Consider the following 19,601-nt stretch of genomic DNA (forward strand, 5'->3'; position numbering starts at 1 on the left):
GACGAGTACGGCCAACATGGGCGATCATTGGCGCCTGCCGGCCGTCGTCGGGTTAATCGACGGTTAATCGCCAGCCGCCATTGTGTTTTCCACTTGCTTCGTTCTAAGGCTTTATCCATGCGTCGATTGTTTTTGCTGTGGCTGTTCCTGATCTCGGGCCTGGCCCAGGCCGCCAATCCCTTCGAGACCAAACCCGATTTCCTGCCGGTGGAAAAGGCGTTCGTGTTTACCTCCGAACGCCTGGACTCCGGTGAAACCCAGCTGTTCTGGCAGATCGCCGATGGGTACTACCTGTATCAGCAGCGCCTCAAGTTCGATGGCCTGGCCGAGGCGCAGAAACCCAAGCTGCCGGAGGGTGAAGCCCACAGCGACGAATTTTTCGGCGACCAGCAGGTCTATCGCCAGGCGCTGGAGCTGAAGATTCCGGCCGGTGCCACGGGCAAGATCAAGGTCGGCTTCCAAGGCTGCGCCGACGCCGGCCTGTGCTATCCACCCCAGACCCAAGTGGTCGACCTGGGGGGCAGCGCACCGGTGGCGGCCAGCGGCGAGGCGCCGGACCAGGCCCTGGCCAGCGGCCTGCAACAACGGGCCTTGGGCTGGAGCCTGCTGGTGTTCTTCGGCCTGGGCCTGCTGCTGGCGTTCACCCCCTGTTCGCTGCCGATGCTGCCGATTTTGGCCGGGCTGGTGGTGGGCAGCGGTGCCGGGCCGAGACGCGGCCTGGCCTTGGCCGGCAGCTACGTGATCAGCATGGCCCTGGTGTACGCCGCCATGGGCGTGCTCGCCGCGCTGCTGGGGGCCAACCTTCAGGCGCTGCTGCAACAACCGTGGCTGCTGGGCAGCTTTGCGGCCGTGTTCGTGTTGCTGGCACTGCCGATGTTCGGCTTCTTCGAATTGCAATTGCCGGCCGCCCTGCGTGACCGCCTGGAAAACGCCGGGCGCCAGCAGCGCGGTGGCAGCCTGGTAGGCGCCGGTATTCTCGGGGCGCTGTCCGGCCTGTTGGTGGGCCCGTGCATGACCGCGCCGCTGGCTGGCGCGCTGTTGTATATCGCCCAGAGCGGCAATGCGCTGCACGGCGGGCTGATCCTGTTCACCATGGGCATCGGCATGGGCCTGCCACTGTTGCTGTTGGTGACCGTGGGCAACCGCTTCCTGCCCAAGCCCGGTGCCTGGATGGACCTGCTCAAGGGCGTGTTCGGCTTCCTGTTCCTGGGCACCGCGCTGCTGATGATTCGTCCGATCATCGACGGTTCGTTGTGGGTCGGCCTGTGGGGCGTGCTGATGTTGATTGCCGCCTACAGCGCCTGGCGCCAGACCGAAGGGTTCGGCCGCATCGCCTATGTCTGCGGCAGCGCCTCGTTGCTGTTCGGCCTGTGGGGCAGCCTGCTGGTGATTGGCGCAGCAGGCGGCGGCGATGACTTCTTCCAACCCCTGAAGGTCTACGCCGGCACCGAAGGCCGCGCGACCGTCAGTGCCCACGATGCGTTCGTCACGGTCAACGAACCCGCCACCCTGCAACGGGAACTGGATGCCGCCAAGGCCCAGGGCCAGTGGGTGCTGCTGGACTACTACGCCGATTGGTGCGTGTCCTGCAAGATCATGGAAAAACAGGTCTTCGGCCGCAGCGAAGTGCTCGACGCCCTGAGCGGTGTGCGCCTGCTGCGCCTGGACGTCACCGCCGACAGCCCTGCCAGCCGCGAACTGCTGGGCCGTTACCAAGTGCCGGGGCCGCCGAGCCTGCTGTGGATCGGCGCCGACGGTGAAGAGCGCCGCAGCCAGCGGATCACCGGGGAAGTCGACGCCAAGGCGTTCCTGGAGCGCTGGAACCTCACCCGGGACGCGCGCTGATGCTGACGTTTACCTTGGGCACCTTTGCCATCGCCCTCAACCACCTGTTGCTCATCAGCGCCCTGGCGCTGGCGACCTTCGTGGGCTGGCGAGTGGCCAAGCGCGGTGGCGAAAACCCCGAGTCGGTGCTGTTCGTGCTGTTTCTACTGGGCCTGCTGGCCGCACGGATCGGCTTCGTCGTCGCCTATTGGCAACATTACCGGGACGACCCGTGGCAGATCGTCGACCTGCGCGACGGTGGCTTCCTGGCCTGGCCGGGCATCGTGGCGCTGCTGATTGGCGCCTTGTTGTGGGCCCGGCGCCGTCCGCCCCTGCGCCGGCCATTGGGCTTTGGCGTCGGCAGCGGCTTGCTGTTCTGGCTGGTGGCGACCCTGTCATTGACGATTTATGAACAAGGCACCCGGCTGCCGGACATAACCCTGCGCACCGCCGACGGCGCGACCGTGAAACTCACCGATTACCAGGGCGGCCCCCTGGTGATCAATCTATGGGCCACCTGGTGCCCGCCCTGCCGGCGTGAAATGCCGGTGCTCGAAGAAGCCCAGCAACAACGTCCAGACCTGACCTTCCTGTTCGTCAATCAGGCCGAAAGCATGCAAAGCGTCAGCACCTACCTCGCCACCCAAGGCCTGAGCCTGGACAACGTGTTGTTCGATGGCAGCGGTCGTCTCGGCCAGGCTGTCGGCTCCATGGCCCTGCCGACGACCCTGTTCTACAGCGCCGATGGCCGCCTGCTGGGCAGCCACCTGGGGGAATTGTCGGAAGCGAGCCTGGCTCGCGCCCTGGAAAACTTCGAAACGCCGGACTCGTCCACGACGCCCCACTCCGCCACAAGGAAAACGCCATGCCCCGCCTCCGCCACCTGCTGACCCTGGCCGTTGCCGCCGCACTGTCGCAGGCCCCGCTGCTCCAGGCCGAAGAATCGCCCGCAGCCATCAAGAAGATCGAAGCCAAGGGCGCAAAAATCGTTGGCACCTTCGACGCGCCGGACGGCTTGCGCGGTTACGCGGCGCAATACCAGAACCGTGGCATGGCGCTGTACCTGACCCCGGATGGGCAACACGTCCTGCTGGGCAACCTGTACGACGCCGACGGCAAGGACCTGAGCGCCGAGCCACTGCAAAAACTGGTTTATGCACCGATGGCCAAGGCCATCTGGGCGAAGATGGAGGGCAGCAACTGGATCGCCGACGGCAACAAGGACGCACCGCGCACGGTGTACCTGTTCAGCGATCCGAACTGCCCGTACTGCAACATGTTCTGGGAACAGGCACGGCCCTGGGTCAAGGCCGGCAAGGTGCAGTTGCGTCACATCATGGTGGGCATCATCCGCGAAGACAGCCCGGGTAAATCCGCTGCCTTGCTGGCGGCCAAGGACCCGGAAAAAACCCTGGCCGAGCATGAAAAGGCCGGCAAGGGCAGCCCGCTCAAACCGCTCAAGGACATACCGCCGGCCATCCAGGCGAAACTGGACGCCAACCAGCAGTTGATGGACGAACTGGAACTGTCCGCCACCCCGGCAATTTTCTATCTGGATGAAAAAGGCGAACTGCAACAACAGCAAGGCGCGCCGTCACCGGACAAACTGGCGAAGATTCTCGGGCCGAAGTGACTGGCCTCCACTGCAGACCCCTTGTGGGAGCGAGCTTGCTCGCGATAGCGGCAGATCAGTCAGCATTGATATGACAGACACACCGCAATCGCGAGCAAGCTCGCTCCCACAGGGGCTTTGCATCGGTCACAAAATCCCTGTTCGCGATGACGGCGGATCAGTTGCGCAATAACCCCAGCAATGTCCGATTCACGAATTCAGGGTTCTCCAGGTTGGAGATGTGCCCCGCCTCCGGAATCAGTATATGTGGGCAACCGATCAACTCGGCCATCTCCATGGACTCGGACGGCGGACGCGGTTTGTCCTGGTCGCCACACATCACCACCGTGCGCTTGGCATCCAGTTCATGCAGGCGCGGCAGGATGTCGTCCCGACCGAAAATGATCCGCCCCAGCGGCACGATACTGTCGCGCAGGCGATCGGTCGGCAACGCGGCCAGCGCGGCGCGAAACTGCTGATAGAGCGCCGACTGCGGGTCGATCCCCGGCCGGAAGAAGATTGGCACGATGATGTCCAGCAACGGCTCGGGAACGCTGCCGCTGGCTTCGATCTTGTCGAACAACGAGAAGTAGTACTGGCGGGTCGGTTCCGGCTCGACACCGACGTAGGTGTCCATCAATACCAGCGACAGCACGCGCTCAGGCGCCGCCAGCGCCAGCCGTGCCCCCCACATCCCGCCCACCGAGAGCCCGAGCAGGTTGAAACAGTCGATGCCCAGGTGATCCATCAATGCCAATGCCTGACGAGCCAGGTCGTCCAGGGAGGTCATGCCCTCAGGCAAACGCCCGGACTGGCCGTGCCCCCACAAGTCCAGGGCGATGACCCGGTAATGTTGGGACAACACCTCGATCTGCGGCGCCCACATGGTGTGGTCCCACAGATAGCTGCTGCCCAGCAGCACCACCGGGCCCTGGCCTTGGTCCAGGTAGTGAAGCGGTTGTCCGTCAATGATTGAAAAGGGCATGGGTGACCTCCTTGTTTGTGTCTGGAAAAAGCCTTGGGAGACTGAGCTGTGCAGGCTGAGCAGTCAACCTTTGAGCCGGCAGTGCCTATGCTGCCCTCATCGCGGGCAAGCCTTGCTCCCACAGGGTTGATGCTCGAACACAAATACTCTGTTCACAGCTGATCCCTGTGGGAGCAAGGCTTGCCCGCGAAGGGGTCCTTATAGACGCCGCAAAACTACATTCCTTCCAACTCCGCCATCAAATCATTCAACCGATCCACCTTCTCCTCAGTGATTTCGCCGGCCGCCAGCCCATCGATGTAGTCGGCCAGTTCCTGCACCGTGCTGCATTCGAACATCGCCCGCAGCGGTACGTTGCGTTGCAGGGCCTTTTGCACCCGTGAGGCGATCTGCGTCGCCAGCAGGGAATGCCCGCCCAGTTCGAAGAAGTTGTCCCGCACCCCCACCCGCTCGACTTTCAGCACCTGGGCCCAGATGTCTGCCAGGGTCTGTTCCAGTTCATTGCCGGGGGCTTGGTAGTCCTGGCTTTGCAACTGACCGATCTCCAGGGTCGGCAAGGCCTTGCGATCGAGTTTGCCGTTGGCGTTGAGGGGTAGGCGCTCGAGCCACAGCCAGTGCAGCGGCACCATGTATTCCGGCAGTTCGGCCCGCAGGCGCTGCTTGATGCGCTCCAGTCGTTCGGCGGGTTTGAGCGCCGAGTCGGTGGCCACGAGGTAGCCCACCAGATGCTTGCCATTGGCGCCCTCCTGCACACCCACCGCCCCATCGCGCACTTCCGGCTGTTCATGCAAGCGTGCTTCGATTTCCCCCAGTTCGATGCGGTAGCCGCGGATCTTCACCTGATGGTCGATGCGCCCGACGTACTCCAACACCCCATCGCTGCGCCGCCGTGCCAGGTCGCCAGTGCGGTACAGCCGCTCCCCCGGCGCGCCGAACGGGTTCGGCACAAAGACCGGGGCGGTGCGCAACGGATCGCTGACATAACCACGCCCGACCCCGGTGCCCGCCACGCATAGCTCACCCACCGCGCCCAGCGGCACCAGGTCCAGCGCGCCGTCGAGCAGGTACAGACGATTGTTGTCGGTGGGTGTGCCAATCGGCAGATACGTACCACGGGTCGAGGCCAGGTCGACCCGGAAGAACGCCACGTCGTCGGAGCATTCCGCCGGGCCGTAGGCATTGACCAGACCAGTGTCCGGGTAACGCAACAACCACTGGTGGGCCAGTTCCGGCGGCATCGCTTCGCCGGTGGGCAGCATCCAGCGCAAGCCGTCCAGACCGATGCGTTCCTGGGCGAGCATGCCCTGGATCAACGACGGCACGCTTTCCAGCACGCTAATGCCCTGCTGCTGTACATGCTCCAGCAACCCTTGCGGGTCGTGGGCAATGGCGTTGGGCACGATGTCGACCCGGGCACCGAACAACGGCGCGGCCAGGAACTGCCAGACCGAAATATCGAAGCTCTGGGACGCCGTCTGGGCGATCACATCCGCCTCGCTCAGCGCCAGGTACGGCACCTTGCTCAGTTGGTTGTTGAGCATGCCCCGCTGTTCCACCATCACGCCTTTGGGCAGGCCGGTGGAACCGGAGGTGTAGATCACGTAGGCCAGGTTATCCGGCCCGCTGTAGATCCCTGGGTTTTCCAGCGAAAGAGCGCTGGCCTGGACGGCTTCCCACACCAGCAACTTCGGCCGCCCGGAACAGGCGAACTCGTCCAGCAAAGCCTGCGCCTGGGCCTCGCAGGCCTGGGTGCAAACCAACAACGGCGTGCGACTCAATTCGATGATGCGGCTCAGGCGCTGGCTCGGCAGGCCCGGGTCCAGCGGCAGGTAGCCGGCACCGGCCTTGAAGCTGCCGACGATCATGCCCAGCAGCTCGGCATCCCGTTCGGCCAGCAGCGCCACGGGCTGATCCAGGCCGACACCGGACGCGATCAGGGCATGACCGAGGCGGTTGCTGCGCGCATTCAGCTCGGCGTAGCTGTAGCTCGCGTCCAGGCAACTGACCGCAGGGCGCTGCGGATGGGCCGCGACTCGGGCCTCGAACAGCTCGACGTAACTCTGCTCCAGCGGATAGGCATGCTCGCTCTGGTTGCAGCCCTCGATGAGGAAGTCCTGTTCTTCGGCACCGATCAGCGGCAGCTCGCTCATGTCGCCGTGCAAGCCCGCCATCAATGCCAGCAGCAACCGCTTGAACTCGCCCAGCAGCCCCTGGACGGTGCTTTCATCGAAGTAGCGCTGGTCGTATGAAAGGTGCAGCCCCAGGTCATCCCCCGGGTAGCAGACCGCCGTCAGCGGGAAATTGGTGTGGGTCCGGCCCGAGTCCGAAGTGGCATTGAGACTTTGGGCGCGGTCCAGCACCGAGACCTCCACCGGGGCATTCTCGAACACGAACAAACTGTCGAACAGAGGCTGGCCCTTGGGCAGTTCACTGACTTCCTGGATGCTCACCAGTGGCAGGTATTCGTACTCGCGCAGTTGCATGTTGCTGTCCAGCAAATCGCTGAGCCACTGGCGCACGCTGCAGCGCTGATAGTCTTCAGGCATCTGCACGCGCAAGGCGATGCTGTTGATGAACAGCCCCACGGTGCGTTGCATCTGCGGCAGCTCCACCGGACGCCCGGCCACAGTGACGCCGAACAGCACGTCGCGGTCGCCGCTGACCCGCCGCAGCACCAGGGCCCACGCCGCCTGGGCGAACGTGTTGACCGTCAGTTGATGGGCCTGGGCCAGTTCCCGTAGCCGTGCGCCATCCTCGACATCGAGACGGGTGTAGCAGTCGCCGACGATCATGCCGCCGCTGTCACCGGCGTGCTCGCGCAGAAACGGCCGGTCGCCAGGGATCGGGGTGGTTCGCTCGAAGCCTTTCAGGTTGCGCTGCCACCACTGCCGGGCCTCGGCCAGGCTCTGGTGCTGCAACCAGCCGATGTAGTCGCGATAGCGCGGTGGCACGGTCAACTGCGGTTCGCGGTTTTCACCCAGGGCGGTGTAGATCTCGAAGAAGTCGTCCATCAGCAGCGAACGGCACCACGCATCGATGAGGATGTGGTGGTTACTCATCATGAACCAGTAGCGTGCCGCGCCGACCCGAATCAGTCGCAGATGAAACGGCGCCTGGTTCAACAGATCGAAACCGGCTTGGCGCTCGTTCTTGAGCAGCGCCTGGAGCTTGGCTTCCTGGGCGTCTTCGGGCACCTCGGACCAGTCGAGATAGTCCACCGGTGTGCGGCCCGGCTTGTGGATGATTTGCAGCATGTCTTCGCCGACGTTCCAGCAGAACGACGCCCGCAAGGCTTCATGCCGGGCGATGACCGCTTGCCAGGCCTGGGCAAAACGCTGCGGGTCCAGTTCGCTGTTGATGCGATAGCGATCCTGCATGTAGTACAGGCCTGTGCCCGGTTCCAGCAAGGTGTGCAACAGCATGCCTTCCTGCATCGGTGTCAGCGGGTAGACATCTTCGATCTGCCCGGCCGGTACCGGCAGGCTGTCGAGTTGGCCCTGGGTCATCTTCGCCAGGGGGAAGTCCGATGGCGTCAGGCCGCCCGCCTCGTCCGTCAGGCAGTGCTCGATCAGGCGTTGCAACTCATCGAGGTAGGCCTCGGCCAGGGTGGCGATAGCCTGACGATCATGCCGTTCGCGGCTGAACGTCCAGCGCAGCACCAACTCGCCACCGCTGACCTGGCTGTCGACGCTCAGCTCATTGGGCAGCGGCGCATCGGGATCGTGGATCGCGCCCAGCGGCGCATCCAGCGGCTGGAACAGCGCATCCTGACCCAGGGTCTGGTCGAGCTGGCCCAGGTAGTTGAAGGTGATCGCCGCGCGCGGCAGGTTGGCCATCGTCTGGCGAGTCGCCGCGTCGGCCATGTAGCGCAATACGCCATGGCCTAGGCCCTTGTGGGGCACCGCGCGCAATTGTTCCTTGATGGCCTTGATCGAGGCACCGAAGCCTTCGTCCGCTGGGCTCAGGCGCACGGGATAGACGCTGGTGAACCAGCCGACGGTGCGGGTCAGGTCGATGTCGTCGAACAGCGCTTCGCGGCCGTGGCCTTCGAGCTGGACCAGGGCCGAGGCACGGCCACTCCAGCGGCACAGCACCCGGGCCAGCGCGGTAAGCAACAGGTCGTTGACCTGGGTGCGATAGGCGCTCGGCGCCTGTTGCAACAGTTGCCGGGTGCGCTCGGCGTCCAGGCGCACGCTGACGGTTTCAGCATGACGCTCCTGCAGCCCGCCCTCGGGATTCGCGCAGGGCAACTGCAGCTGCGCACCACTCAACTGCGCTTGCCACCACTCCAGTTCTTCGCGCTGGGATTCGCTGCCGGCGTAAGCCAGCAAGCGCGCGGCCCAGTCGCGCAATGGGCTGGTCTTGGTCGGCAACTGCACCTGCTGCCCGGCGGTGAGCTGGCGGTAGACGGTTTGCAAATCGTCCATCAACACCCGCCACGACACACCGTCGACCACCAGGTGATGGATGACGATCAGCAAACGTTGCTGGCCGTCGGGTAACTGCGCCAGCACTGCGCGCAGCAATGGCCCGGTTGATAGATTGAAACGGCTCTGCGTCTGGGCAAACAACGCTTCGCAATCCTGCGCGGTGGCCACGGATATGTGCTGCAACAACGCCGCGTCTGACAATGGCTGGTGCTCGGCACGCCAGTGCCCGACGCTTTCGCCGAAGCCCAGGCGCAAGGCATCGTGGTGCAGGAAGACGCTGCGCAGCGCCTGTTCCAGAGGTTGCGGTTCCAGGGCCGTGGTCGGCGCCAGCACCAGCGCCTGGTTCCAGTGGTGCTGGTTGGGGATCTGGCGCTCGAAGAACCAGTGCTGGATCGGCGTCAACCCGGACTCCCCCTGCAACAGGCCCTGCTCGGCAAGCACCTGCTGGCTGCGCGTGGCAACCGCGGCCAGGGTCTGCACGGTCTGGTGCTGGAACAGGTCCCGGGGCGTGAAGTGAATGCCCTGCTGCCGGGCGCGGCTGACCACCTGGATGGACAGGATCGAATCACCGCCCAGCTCGAAGAAGTTATCGTTAAGGCCCACTTGCCCGACGTTCAGCACGTCGCACCAGATCGCCGCCAGGGTCTGCTCCAGGGCATTGCTTGGCGCCACGTAGTGTTGGCGATTGAGTTCGGGATCGGGCAACGGCAAGGCACGGCGGTCGAGCTTGCCGTTGGCGGTCAGCGGCATGCTCGCCAGCAGGATCAGGTGCGCGGGCACCATGTAGTCCGGCAGCTGGGCCTTGAGGTGGTTTTTCAAGGCTTCGCGCAGGGTCGCTTGTTGCTCGCCGTCCTGGCTGGCAAGGTCGCTCACCAGGTAGCCGGCCAGTTGCTTGCCGCCGGGCGTGTCGAAGGCCAGTACCACGGCCTCGCGCACCGCGTCATGTTCCAGCAGGCGGGTTTCGATTTCCCCCAGTTCGATGCGGAAGCCGCGGATTTTCACCTGATGGTCGATCCGTCCCAGGTACTCCACCAGACCGTCGGCACCCTGGCGCACCAGGTCGCCGGTGCGATAAAGGCGTCCGCCCTCGGTGGCGAACGGGTCGGCGACGAAACGCTCGGCGGTCATGCCAGGACGCTGGTGATAACCCTGGGCCAGACCGGCGCCGCCCACATACAACTCACCCGTGGCGCCTTGCGGCACCAACGCCAGGTCGGCGTCGAGGATGTATGCCACGCGGGCGCCAATCACGCTGCCAATCGGCACACTGGCAGCGCCCTCTTCCAGTCGCTCCGGGGCCAGGCTCGCCAACGGCATGACCACGGTTTCGGTCGGGCCATAGGCGTTGAAGAACAGGCTAGGGTTGAATGCCGCGCGAATGCGCTGCAAGTGCTCGCCGGTCAGGGCTTCGCCGCCGGTGATGCACATGCGCACCGGCAAGCTCTGGCCCTGGGTCGCCAGCCACTGGGCCAGCTGGCTGCCGTAGCTGGGGGTGAAGCCAAGAATGTTGATGCGATGCTGGCGAATCAGCCCACAGATTTCCTCGGCGTCCCATTGGCCCTGGGCCCGCAGCACCACGTGGGCGCCGCTGAGCAATGGCACCAGCAGTCGTTCGGTGGCCGCATCGAAGTTGATGGAGTAGAAATGCAGTTCGCAATCGTCCGGGCGCATGCCGAAACGCTGGATCACTGCCTGGCAATGCATGGCGATTTCACCGTGGGACACCACCACGCCCTTGGGCTTGCCGGTGGAGCCGGAAGTGTAGATCAGGTACGCCTGGTGTTGCGGCAGGTTGATCAGCGGCAGCGGCTGATCCGGGTATTGGGCCAGGGCTGGCGAATCATCGTCCAGGCACCAGCAGCCCACGCCCTCGGGCAATGCACCGAGGGCCTGGAACATCGCCCGGTCACTGAGCAGCAGGCTGATGCCGCTGTCCTCGATCATGTAGCTCAAGCGGTCCAGCGGGTATTCCGGGTCCAGCGGCACGTAGGCACCGCCGGCCTTGAGGATCGCCAGCAGGCCGATGACCATTTCCAGCGAACGCTCCAGGGCCAGGCCGACCCGCACCTGCGGCCCGACGCCTCGTTCGCGCAGCATCCAGGCCAGGCGATTGGCGCGGCTGTCCAGTTGCGCATACGTCAGGGTCTGCCCGGCGAAAGTCAGGGCCGACGCATCGGGACGCATCCGCGCCTGTTCGTCGAACAGTTCGTGGAGGCATTGGTCCAGGCGATGCTCACCGGGCTCGACGCCCAGGCTGTCGAGCAGCTGTTGCTGCTCGCGGGTGTCCAGCAACGGCAGTTCGCTCAGGCGTCGGGCCGGATCGACCAGCAACGCTTCCAGCAGATTGCGCCAGTGCCCAGCCATCCGCGCGATGCGCGGTTCGTCGAACAGGTCGGTGCTGTAGGTCAGGCAGCAACCCAGGCGCTGATCCAGGTCGGTGACTTCCAGGTTGAGGTCGAACTTGGTGGCCCGGGCGTCGTTGACCAGGTATTCCACAGTCATGCCGGCCAGCGTGCGGCTCTGCTGGAACTCCCAGCGCTGCACGTTGCACATCACCTGGAACAGCGGGTTGTAGGCCGCACTGCGCGGCGGCTGCAGGGCTTCCACCAGGTGATCGAAAGGCAAATCCTGATGGGACTGGCCTTCAATCACGGTGTGGCTCACCTGCTCGAACAGTTCGCCCACCGACATCTGCCCGTCGAGTTGGCAGCGCAGGACCTGGGTGTTGAGGAACGCCCCGATCAGCCCTTCGCTTTCCGGGCGGATGCGGTTCGCCACCGGCGCGCCGATGCGCAGGTCGGTCTGGCCACTGTAGCGATAGAGCAGCACGGCCAGGGCGGCGGTCATGGTCATGAACAGGGTCAGGCCCTGTTGCGCGTTGAAGGCACGGACCCGCGCCGCCAAATCATCACTGAGGTCGAAACGGAACAATTCACCGCGATGACTTTGCACCGATGGACGCGGGCGGTCGCCGGGCAGTTCCAGCGGCGGATGCTCGCGGCCCAATTGCGCGGTCCAATAGTCGAGTTGTCGCTGACGCTCGCCGGACTCCAGCCACTGACGCTGCCAGACGCTGTAGTCCAGGTACTGCACCGGCAAGGCTTCCAGCGGCGACTCACGGTCATCAATAAAGGCTTCGTACAGCGCGCTCAGTTCACGGGCGAAGATGTCCATCGCCCAGCCTTCGGTGACAATGTGGTGCAACGTCAGGACAAAGTAATGCTCATGCTCGGCGGTCTTGACCAGGCAGGCTCGCAGCAGCGGCGCGGTTTCCAGGTCGAAAGGCTGGTGGGCCTCACTGTCGGCCAGTTGTTGCACCCGCTGCTGGCGAATGTCGGCAGCCAGCATCGAAAAATCCTTCCAGCCCATGCGCAGACCCGTCTCGCCGTGCACCTGCTGGCGGGCCACGCCGTCGACGCTCGGGAACGTGGTGCGCAGGGTTTCGTGGCGCAGGATCAACGCCTGCAAGGCCGCCTCGAAACGCCCGACATCCAGCACCCCGCGCAACCGCGCCATGCCACCGACGTTGTAGGCCGGGCTGTCCGGCTCCATCTGCCAGAGGAACCACATGCGCTGCTGGGAATAGGACAGCGGCACCGGTTGGCTACGGTCAACTTTCTCGATCGGTGGCTGGCGGTTGGCCTGGCCGCTGGCCTGGATCAAGCGCACCTGTTCGGCGAAGGCGCCCAGCTCGCTGGCCTCGAACAAAGTGCGCAGCGGCAGTTCGACGTCACAGGTTTGGCGGGTGCGGGAAATGATCTGGGTCGCCAGCAGCGAATGACCGCCGAGGGCAAAGAAATCGTCCCGCAGGCCGATGCGCGCAAGGCCCAGCACCTCGCGCCAGATGCCGGCGATTTGCTGCTCCAGGGCGCTGGCCGGCTCGACGTGCTCGCGCACCTGCCATTGCGGCTCGGGCAAGGCGCGGCGGTCGAGCTTGCCGCTCGGGCCCAGGGGCATGGCGTCCAGGCGCAGCAGTTGGGCGGGCACCATGTGGTCCGGCAGTTCGGCGGCCAGGGCGGTTTTGAGCCGAATGTTCAACGCGTCCTGATCCTGAGCGACATCCGGGGCGGTGTAATAGCCGATTAACTGAGGGCCGGCCGAGGTGTCGCGCACCAACACCGCCACTTGGGCGACGCCGTCCTGGGCCAGCAGGCGCGCTTCGATTTCCTGCGGCTCGACCCGGAAACCGCGCAGCTTGACCTGCTGGTCGAGGCGGCCGAGGTACTCGATCACGCCGTCGGCGTTCCAACGCGCGCGGTCGCCGGTACGGTACAACCGCGCACCGGCCGGCCCCAGAGGGTCAGCGACAAAACGCTCGGCGCTCAGGCCCGGACGACCGAGGTAACCCCGGGCCAGGCCCAGGCCGCCGATGCACAGCTCGCCGGGCACGCCGGCCGGCACGGGATTGAGGTCGCTGTCGAGTACCCGGCACAGGACGTTGTCCAGGGGCCGGCCGATCGGCGAGCGCTCGCCATCGGCCTCGGTGCAATGCCAATGGGTGACGTTGATCGCGGTTTCGGTCGGGCCGTAGCGGTTGTGCAATTGCACCGCCGGCAGTTGCGCCAACACCCGCTTGCGCAGTTCGGCGGGCAAGGCTTCGCCACCGGAGAACAGCCGACGCAGGCTGCTGCAGCGGGCGCTCAGCGGCTCATTGACAAACAGGCTGAGCAACGGCGGCACGAAGTGCAGCGTGGTGACGCCAAACTGCTGCACCAACTGGGCGATGCGGTGCGGGTCACGGTGTTCGCCGGGGCCGGCCAGTACCAATTCGCTGCCGGTGATCAGAGGCCAGAAGCATTCCCAGACCGACACGTCGAAACTGATCGGCGCTTTTTGCATCAGCACATCGGTGGCATCCAGCCCGTAGGTCGCTTGCATCCATTGCAGGCGCTCGGCCAGGGCCGCGTGGGTATTGCCGACGCCTTTGGGCTGGCCGGTGGAGCCGGAGGTGTAGATCACGTAGGCCAGATGGTCGCCGTGCAGGTGCAGGCCCGGCGGATTGCTTGGCCATTGCTCCAGATGCAGGGCGTCCATGGCGATGACACTGACGCCGTCGCACGCCGGCAAACGTTCGAGCAGCTCGGTTTGGGTCAGCAGCAAGTCGACGCCACTGTCGTGGAGCATGTAGGCCAGGCGTTCGGCCGGGTAGTCCGCATCCAGCGGCACATAGGCACCGCCGGCCTTGATGACGGCCAGCACACCGATGAGCAGCCGCGGCGAGCGCTCGGCGGCAATCGCCACGCACACGTCCGGGCCAACGCCCTTGTCCCGCAGGTAAAGGGCCAGGCGATTGGCCTGGGTGTGCAGCTCGGCATAATCGAGTTGACCACCGTCCCAGCGCAACGCAGTGCGTTGCGGCGTGCACCGGGCCTGTTCGTTCAACAGCTCCGGCAGCCATTGGCTGGCCGGCGCGCACGGGGCCGCGCTCCATTGCTGCTGTTGGCTGTGTTCATCGGCGGCCAATAACGGCACATCGCCGATGGCTTGCTGCGGATCGGCACAGACCGCCCGCAACAGGTTGCAGTAATGCGCCGCCAGCCGCTCGATGGTCGCCGCCTCGAACAGTTCGTCGGCGTAGTCGAACGACAGCGTCAAGCGGCCGTTGCGATCTTCTTCGCTGTGCAGTTGCAGGTCGAACTTGGCTTCGCGGCTGTGCCACGGCAACTCCTCGGCCAGCAACCCCGGCAGGCGCCGCAAGGCACTCAAGTCACGCTGCTGGTGGTTGAACATCACCTGGAACAGGCCTTGTTCACGCGCCTCGGGAAACGCTTCGAGCAGTTGTTCGAACGGCAGGTCCTGGTGGACCTGGGCACCGAGTGTGGCTTCCCGGGCCTGGGCCAGCAGCGCAGCGAATGGCTGACGTGAATCGACCTGCCCGCGCAGCACCTGGGTGTTGATGAAGAAGCCGATCAGCCCCTGGGTTTCCAGGCGCGGACGGTTGGCGTTGGGCACGCCGATGCGGATGTCGGATTGGCCGGTGTAACGCTGCAACAGCGCCTGGAAGGCTGCCAGCAACAGCATGAACGGCGTTGCATCGTGTGCCTGGGCCACGTGGCGCAAGGTATCGCAGAGGCCCTTGTCCAGGCGCAGGCTATGCCGCGCGGCACTGCGCTGGCGTTGAGCGCTGCGTGGATGATCCGTGCCCAGCACCAGGGCCGAAGGTTCCGCGCCCAGTTGCTGCTTCCAGTAGCTCAGTTGGTGCTCGGCCTCGCCTTGGGCGAGCCACTGGCGCTGCCAACTGCCGTAGTCGGCGTATTGCAAGGGCAACGGCGCCAGCTCGGCGAGCTGACCTTGGGAGGCGGCGGCGTACAAGCGGGAGAATTCTTCAATCAACACATTCATCGACCAGCCGTCGGCGATGATGTGGTGCAGTGTCACCAGCAGCTGATGGTCATCCTCGTCGAGACGCAACAGGCTGACCCGCAGCAGCGGCCCCTTCTCCAGATCAAACGGCGTGGCCGCTTCGTCTTCTCGAACCTGCCGCGCCCGGGCTTCGCGCAAGTCGGCAGGCAGGTCGCCGAGATCGATGACATGCAGCTTGAATTCACCGGCCGGATCGACCTGTTGCAGGGCCACGCCATCCCGCTCCAGGAACCGCGTGCGCAGGGACTCATGACGCTCGATCAATTGCTGGAAACTGGCGCGCAACGCGTCTTCGTCCAGCTCGCCGCGCAGGTGCAAGGCGCCAGGAATGTTGTAGGCATGGCTCGTCGGATCGAGCTGCCAGGTAAACCACAAACGGTTCTGGGCCAGGGATTGCGGCAACGCATCGTCGCGCGACAATGCGCTGATCGCGCCTTGAGGCTGGCCGCCGTCCTGTTGCTGGTTCGCCACCGCTGCGGCGAACGCGGCCAGGGTTGGCGCTTCGAACAGCAGGCGCAGGTTCAGTTCCAGCCCCAGGGTTTCCCGTAGTCGTGCGATCACCTGGGTGGCGGCGATGGAATTACCGCCCAGCAGGAAGAAATGATCGTCAGCCTGGACCTGTTCGACCTGCAGTTGCTCGCGCCAGATTTGGCCGATGAGCGTTTGCAGCTCGGATGACGGAGCAGATTCGTCAGCGACTTCTGCCTCGGCTGACGGGAACTGTGCATAACTGTCCAAGCTGCCGTCGGCCAATCGACTGCGGCACGCCGAGCGCTGCAACTTGCCGCTGGAGGTCTTGGGCAACGCGCCGGGATTGAGCAGCACCACCACGCTCGGGGCTTGCTGGCAGGCCTCGGCCACGGCCTGGCGAATGGCTTTGATCAAGGCTTCGGGCGGGAGGATTTTCTGCACGCTGCGGCTGATTTCCGCAGCGATACCGATGCCTTCCTCGCCGCCATCGTTGACCGCGAACGCGGCCACGCGGCCCTTGCGCACCACCTCCACTTCGCGCTCGATGGTTTGCTCGATGTCCTGGGGATAGAGGTTATGCCCGCGCACGATCAGCAGGTCTTTCAGGCGGCCGGTGATGAACAGTTCGCCGCCGCGCAGGAAACCCAGGTCACCGGTACGCAGCCAGGTCCGCCCGTCGTGCTGGACAAAGGTCTTGGCGCTGGCTTCAGGGTTGCGCCAGTAACCCAGGGCGATGCTCGGGCCAGCAGCCCAGACTTCACCGACCTGATTGTCGGCCAGCGGCTGCAACGTGGCGGGTTCGACGATCAGCACCGCGTGCCCGGGCTGGCTGACACCGCAACTCATCACCGCACGGCCCTGCCCCGGCTCGGCACGGTTTTGCGTCAGTGCCGCATCATCCACCCGCAGCGAAGGAATGCCGTGGCGGCGTGGCGTACCGGCGACGAACAGGGTCGCTTCTGCCAGGCCGTAGGAGGCCATGAAATTGTCCGGCGTGAAGCCGCACGGGGCGAACTTCTCGGCAAACCGCTCCAGCGTGTCGAGACGGATCGGCTCGGAACCGGAATAGGCCACGCGCCAGCCGCTCAGGTCGAGACGCTGCAGGGCCGAGTCACTGACCCGTTCGCTGCACAGCCGATAGGCGAAATCCGGGCCACCGCTGATAGTGCCGCCGTATTCGCTGATTGCTTCGAGCCAACGCAGGGGCCGGGCCAGGAAGTAGGCCGGCGACATCAATACGCAGGGGACGCCGCTGAACACCGGCTGCAGCAAGCCGCCAATCAGCCCCATGTCGTGGTACAGCGGCAGCCAGCTGACGATGACGTCATCGGGGTTCAGGTCGATGCCGAAGCCATGACGGATCAGCAGTTCGTTAGCGACCAGGTTGCCGTGGCTGACCTGCACGCCCTTGGGCAACGCGGTGGAGCCGGAGGTGTATTGCAGGAAGGCAATGTCATCGTCCTGCAGCGTCGGCATCCGCCATTGTCCGGCGCGGGCTGGGTCGAGGGTATCAACGCACAACACTGGCGGCGCCGATTCGATGGCTTGCAACGGCTCGCGCAGATCACTGCTGGTGAGCAGCAGGCGCGGTTCGGCGTCTTTGAGGATCGACAGCAAGCGCTCTTGATGATGGCGACGGGCGGACTCCGGCGGATAGGCCGGCACGGCAATCACCCCGGCATAGAGGCAGCCAAAGAACGCCGCGACGTAATCCGGGCCGCTGGGGAACAGCAGCACGGCGCGATCCCCCAGCGCGGCCTCGGCCTGCAAGGTGGCGGCGATGGTCCGGGCACGCAGGTCCAGGTCGCGATAACTCAATACCACACCCTGCCCTGGGGTGTCGGCGAGGAAGCGCAGGGCCACCCGGTCCGGCGTCAACGCGGCGCGGCGCTGGAGGGCATGAGCCAGGGTGATGGGGAGTTCGAACGCGTCGGTCATGGGGGTTTCCTGCCTGGATTCGGCTTGCAAGTTGTCACCCATGGGAACGGATAGTCCCGACAAATAATTAGTCGAGGAGCCTACTCACCGAGGCATCGAACCGAAGCATCCGCCAGCCACGCGCCGCGGCAATGAGTCGCGGCATCAAGGCTGGACGCTGCATCATCAATAATTCTTCTTCTCAATTGACAATCATTATCATTAAGCCTAATTTGGCGCTCGATGTGTAGGGCGAGTGCGGCATCCGGACGTCCTGCTAACTTTTTGCAGCAAGGTGAATTCCATGACGGAACAAGTATCCACAAGCAGGTGCGACTCACCGTTACTCCAGGCATTCGTGGACAACCGATTGATCCTGGTCAAGATCGCGGCACGCATTACCGGCTGCCGATCCCGTGCCGAAGATGTGGTGCAGGACGCGTTTTTCCGGCTGCAATCGGCGCCCCAGATCACCTCCTCGTTCAAGGCACAGCTCAGCTATCTGTTCCAGATCGTGCGCAACCTGGCGATCGATCACTACCGCAAGCAGGCGCTGGAACTGAAATACTCGGGGCCGGAAGAGGAAGGGTTGAACGTGGTGATCCAGGGTGCTTCGCCAGAAACCTCCCATATCAACTTTTCCACGCTGGAGCACATCGCCGACGCGCTGACCGAACTGCCCAGCCGCACCCGCTATGCCTTCGAGATGTATCGCCTGCATGGCGTGCCGCAGAAGGACATCGCCAAGGAGCTGGGCGTCTCGCCGACCCTGGTGAACTTCATGATCCGCGATGCCCTGGTGCATTGCCGCAAGGTGTCGGGGGTTCGGGGGGATACCTTCGCCCGGCGGTGATATGAGGTGTCAGTTCCGGCCCCATCGCGGGCAAGCTCGCGACGAGGCCCTAAGGCCCTACTCCCTTACATCAACCCACACCGATCAAAAAACCGCTCACGCCCCAGGATCATCAGCGCCGCGCGCTTGTGGGGGAAATCGAATTCCTTTTCACAATGGAAGCACTGGTTGTGCAGGTGCCCGATCATCCGGGCATTGTCGGCCCGGGGCTCGGCGACCACGCGCTGGGTGCGCGGGTCGTCCAGGAACAGGTAATGCACCAGCGCCGACAACCAGCTCGCCACCTTGTGCGGCCCCCGGTGTTGCTCTTCGCCCACCAGCATGTGGATGCCGCGATCGTAGTTGCCGGCGGCATAGAACGGCGCGATCCGATCTTCCTTGGCCCAATAGGCTTCGAAATAAGCGAACGGCTGGTCATCGAAGCAGCCGATCAGGGTCAAGACCCGGGGATCGGCCTGCAGCTTGCCCAGGTACTCGCGATGCTGTTCCAGGCTGCCCTCCTCCTGCCAGAAGCTCGCCACTCGCGGGCTGTTCTGCCAGCGGTTGAAACGCGTAAGGTCCTGCTCGATTTCCAAGGTGCGCAAGGACACCCAGGCGCCCAGCCGCGCATCAAAACGCCGGTACACCTCGCCACGAGGCTTGATGGGCCGGCGTGGATGGCGCTGGCCATCGGTGATGATCATGTGTTGCGGGTAACTGCCGTTGAACGACACTCCCAGCCAGGGCTGCGGCAATTGCCAGAACATCGTGCGCTCGCAAATGTATTCACCGGCACGTTCGGTGGCCATCAACAAACCGCTGAGCAAGGCTTCGCCGGGGCGCTCGTCGAGGTGCCAGGTCAGGCGCTGGCAGTCGGGGTCGCGAGCAAACAGCCAATAGCAGGCCGCCCACAGCGCCGGGCCCACTGGTCGGTCGTCGAGTTCCTGCAAGTGCACGTGCAACTCGGGACCGCGCGCAAGGCGCAGCCGGATCAGCGGCGCACCTTCGAGCATCAGGCTCAGGTGGCGTTCGGTTTCATCGGCGCCGAGGCGACGGCCGCCGGGCAAGGGCAACGTCGTCGGGGGGTTGAGGTTGGACATGGGAGGGGCTCGCGTATTCGTCGGTAGTCAACGTGGGACGTGAACCAGGAAGGGAAATTTAGTGGTG

Annotated in this window: 7 protein-coding genes; 4 read left to right on the top strand and 3 right to left on the bottom strand. The window is 64.7% G+C overall.

The genetic code is table 11. The features are described from left to right. Positions 1 to 117 precede the first annotated feature (117 nt). From dsbD to dsbG, 3 genes are read left to right on the top strand one after another with little or no spacing between them, the layout of a single operon-like run. The gene (gene dsbD / locus AB4O22_RS17665) at positions 118 to 1,845 is read left to right on the top strand and encodes a protein-disulfide reductase DsbD (protein ID WP_003199501.1); all 1,728 of its coding nucleotides are present in this window, start codon (positions 118 to 120) and stop codon (positions 1,843 to 1,845) included. Beyond that, a complete protein-coding gene (locus AB4O22_RS17670; protein ID WP_003199499.1) occupies positions 1,845 to 2,714 on the top strand; it encodes a TlpA disulfide reductase family protein in 870 nt (289 codons plus the stop codon). Before dsbD ends, AB4O22_RS17670 begins: the two co-directional genes overlap by 1 nt. Then, positions 2,690 to 3,457 (top strand): thiol:disulfide interchange protein DsbG, encoded by a 768-nt coding sequence (gene dsbG / locus AB4O22_RS17675; protein ID WP_460096848.1) that lies wholly within the window; start codon positions 2,690 to 2,692, stop codon positions 3,455 to 3,457. The genes AB4O22_RS17670 and dsbG overlap by 25 nt, the downstream gene beginning before the upstream one ends. A 157-nt stretch (positions 3,458 to 3,614) precedes the next feature. Here dsbG and AB4O22_RS17680 read toward each other — a convergent pair whose 3' ends face one another. Then, positions 3,615 to 4,421: an alpha/beta fold hydrolase gene (locus AB4O22_RS17680; RefSeq protein WP_003199496.1), complete on the bottom strand. Its 807-nt coding sequence runs from the start codon at positions 4,419 to 4,421 to the stop codon at positions 3,615 to 3,617. A gap of 215 nt (positions 4,422 to 4,636) precedes the next feature. Continuing rightward, complete coding sequence (locus tag AB4O22_RS17685; RefSeq protein ID WP_460106026.1) at positions 4,637 to 17,623, bottom strand: non-ribosomal peptide synthetase; 12,987 nt, start codon at positions 17,621 to 17,623, stop codon at positions 4,637 to 4,639. Positions 17,624 to 17,906: 283 nt separating this feature from the next. Between AB4O22_RS17685 and AB4O22_RS17690 the strand changes: the two genes are divergently transcribed. After that, complete coding sequence (locus AB4O22_RS17690; RefSeq protein WP_003199492.1) at positions 17,907 to 18,455, top strand: RNA polymerase factor sigma-70; 549 nt, start codon at positions 17,907 to 17,909, stop codon at positions 18,453 to 18,455. A gap of 65 nt (positions 18,456 to 18,520) precedes the next feature. Here the strand turns inward: AB4O22_RS17690 and AB4O22_RS17695 are convergent, their stop codons facing one another. After that, the gene (locus tag AB4O22_RS17695) at positions 18,521 to 19,534 is read right to left on the bottom strand and encodes a GNAT family N-acetyltransferase (RefSeq protein WP_223473065.1); all 1,014 of its coding nucleotides are present in this window, start codon (positions 19,532 to 19,534) and stop codon (positions 18,521 to 18,523) included. Between the last annotated feature and the right edge of the window lie 67 nt (positions 19,535 to 19,601).

Source organism: Pseudomonas sp. S3_B11 (genome assembly GCF_054667715.1).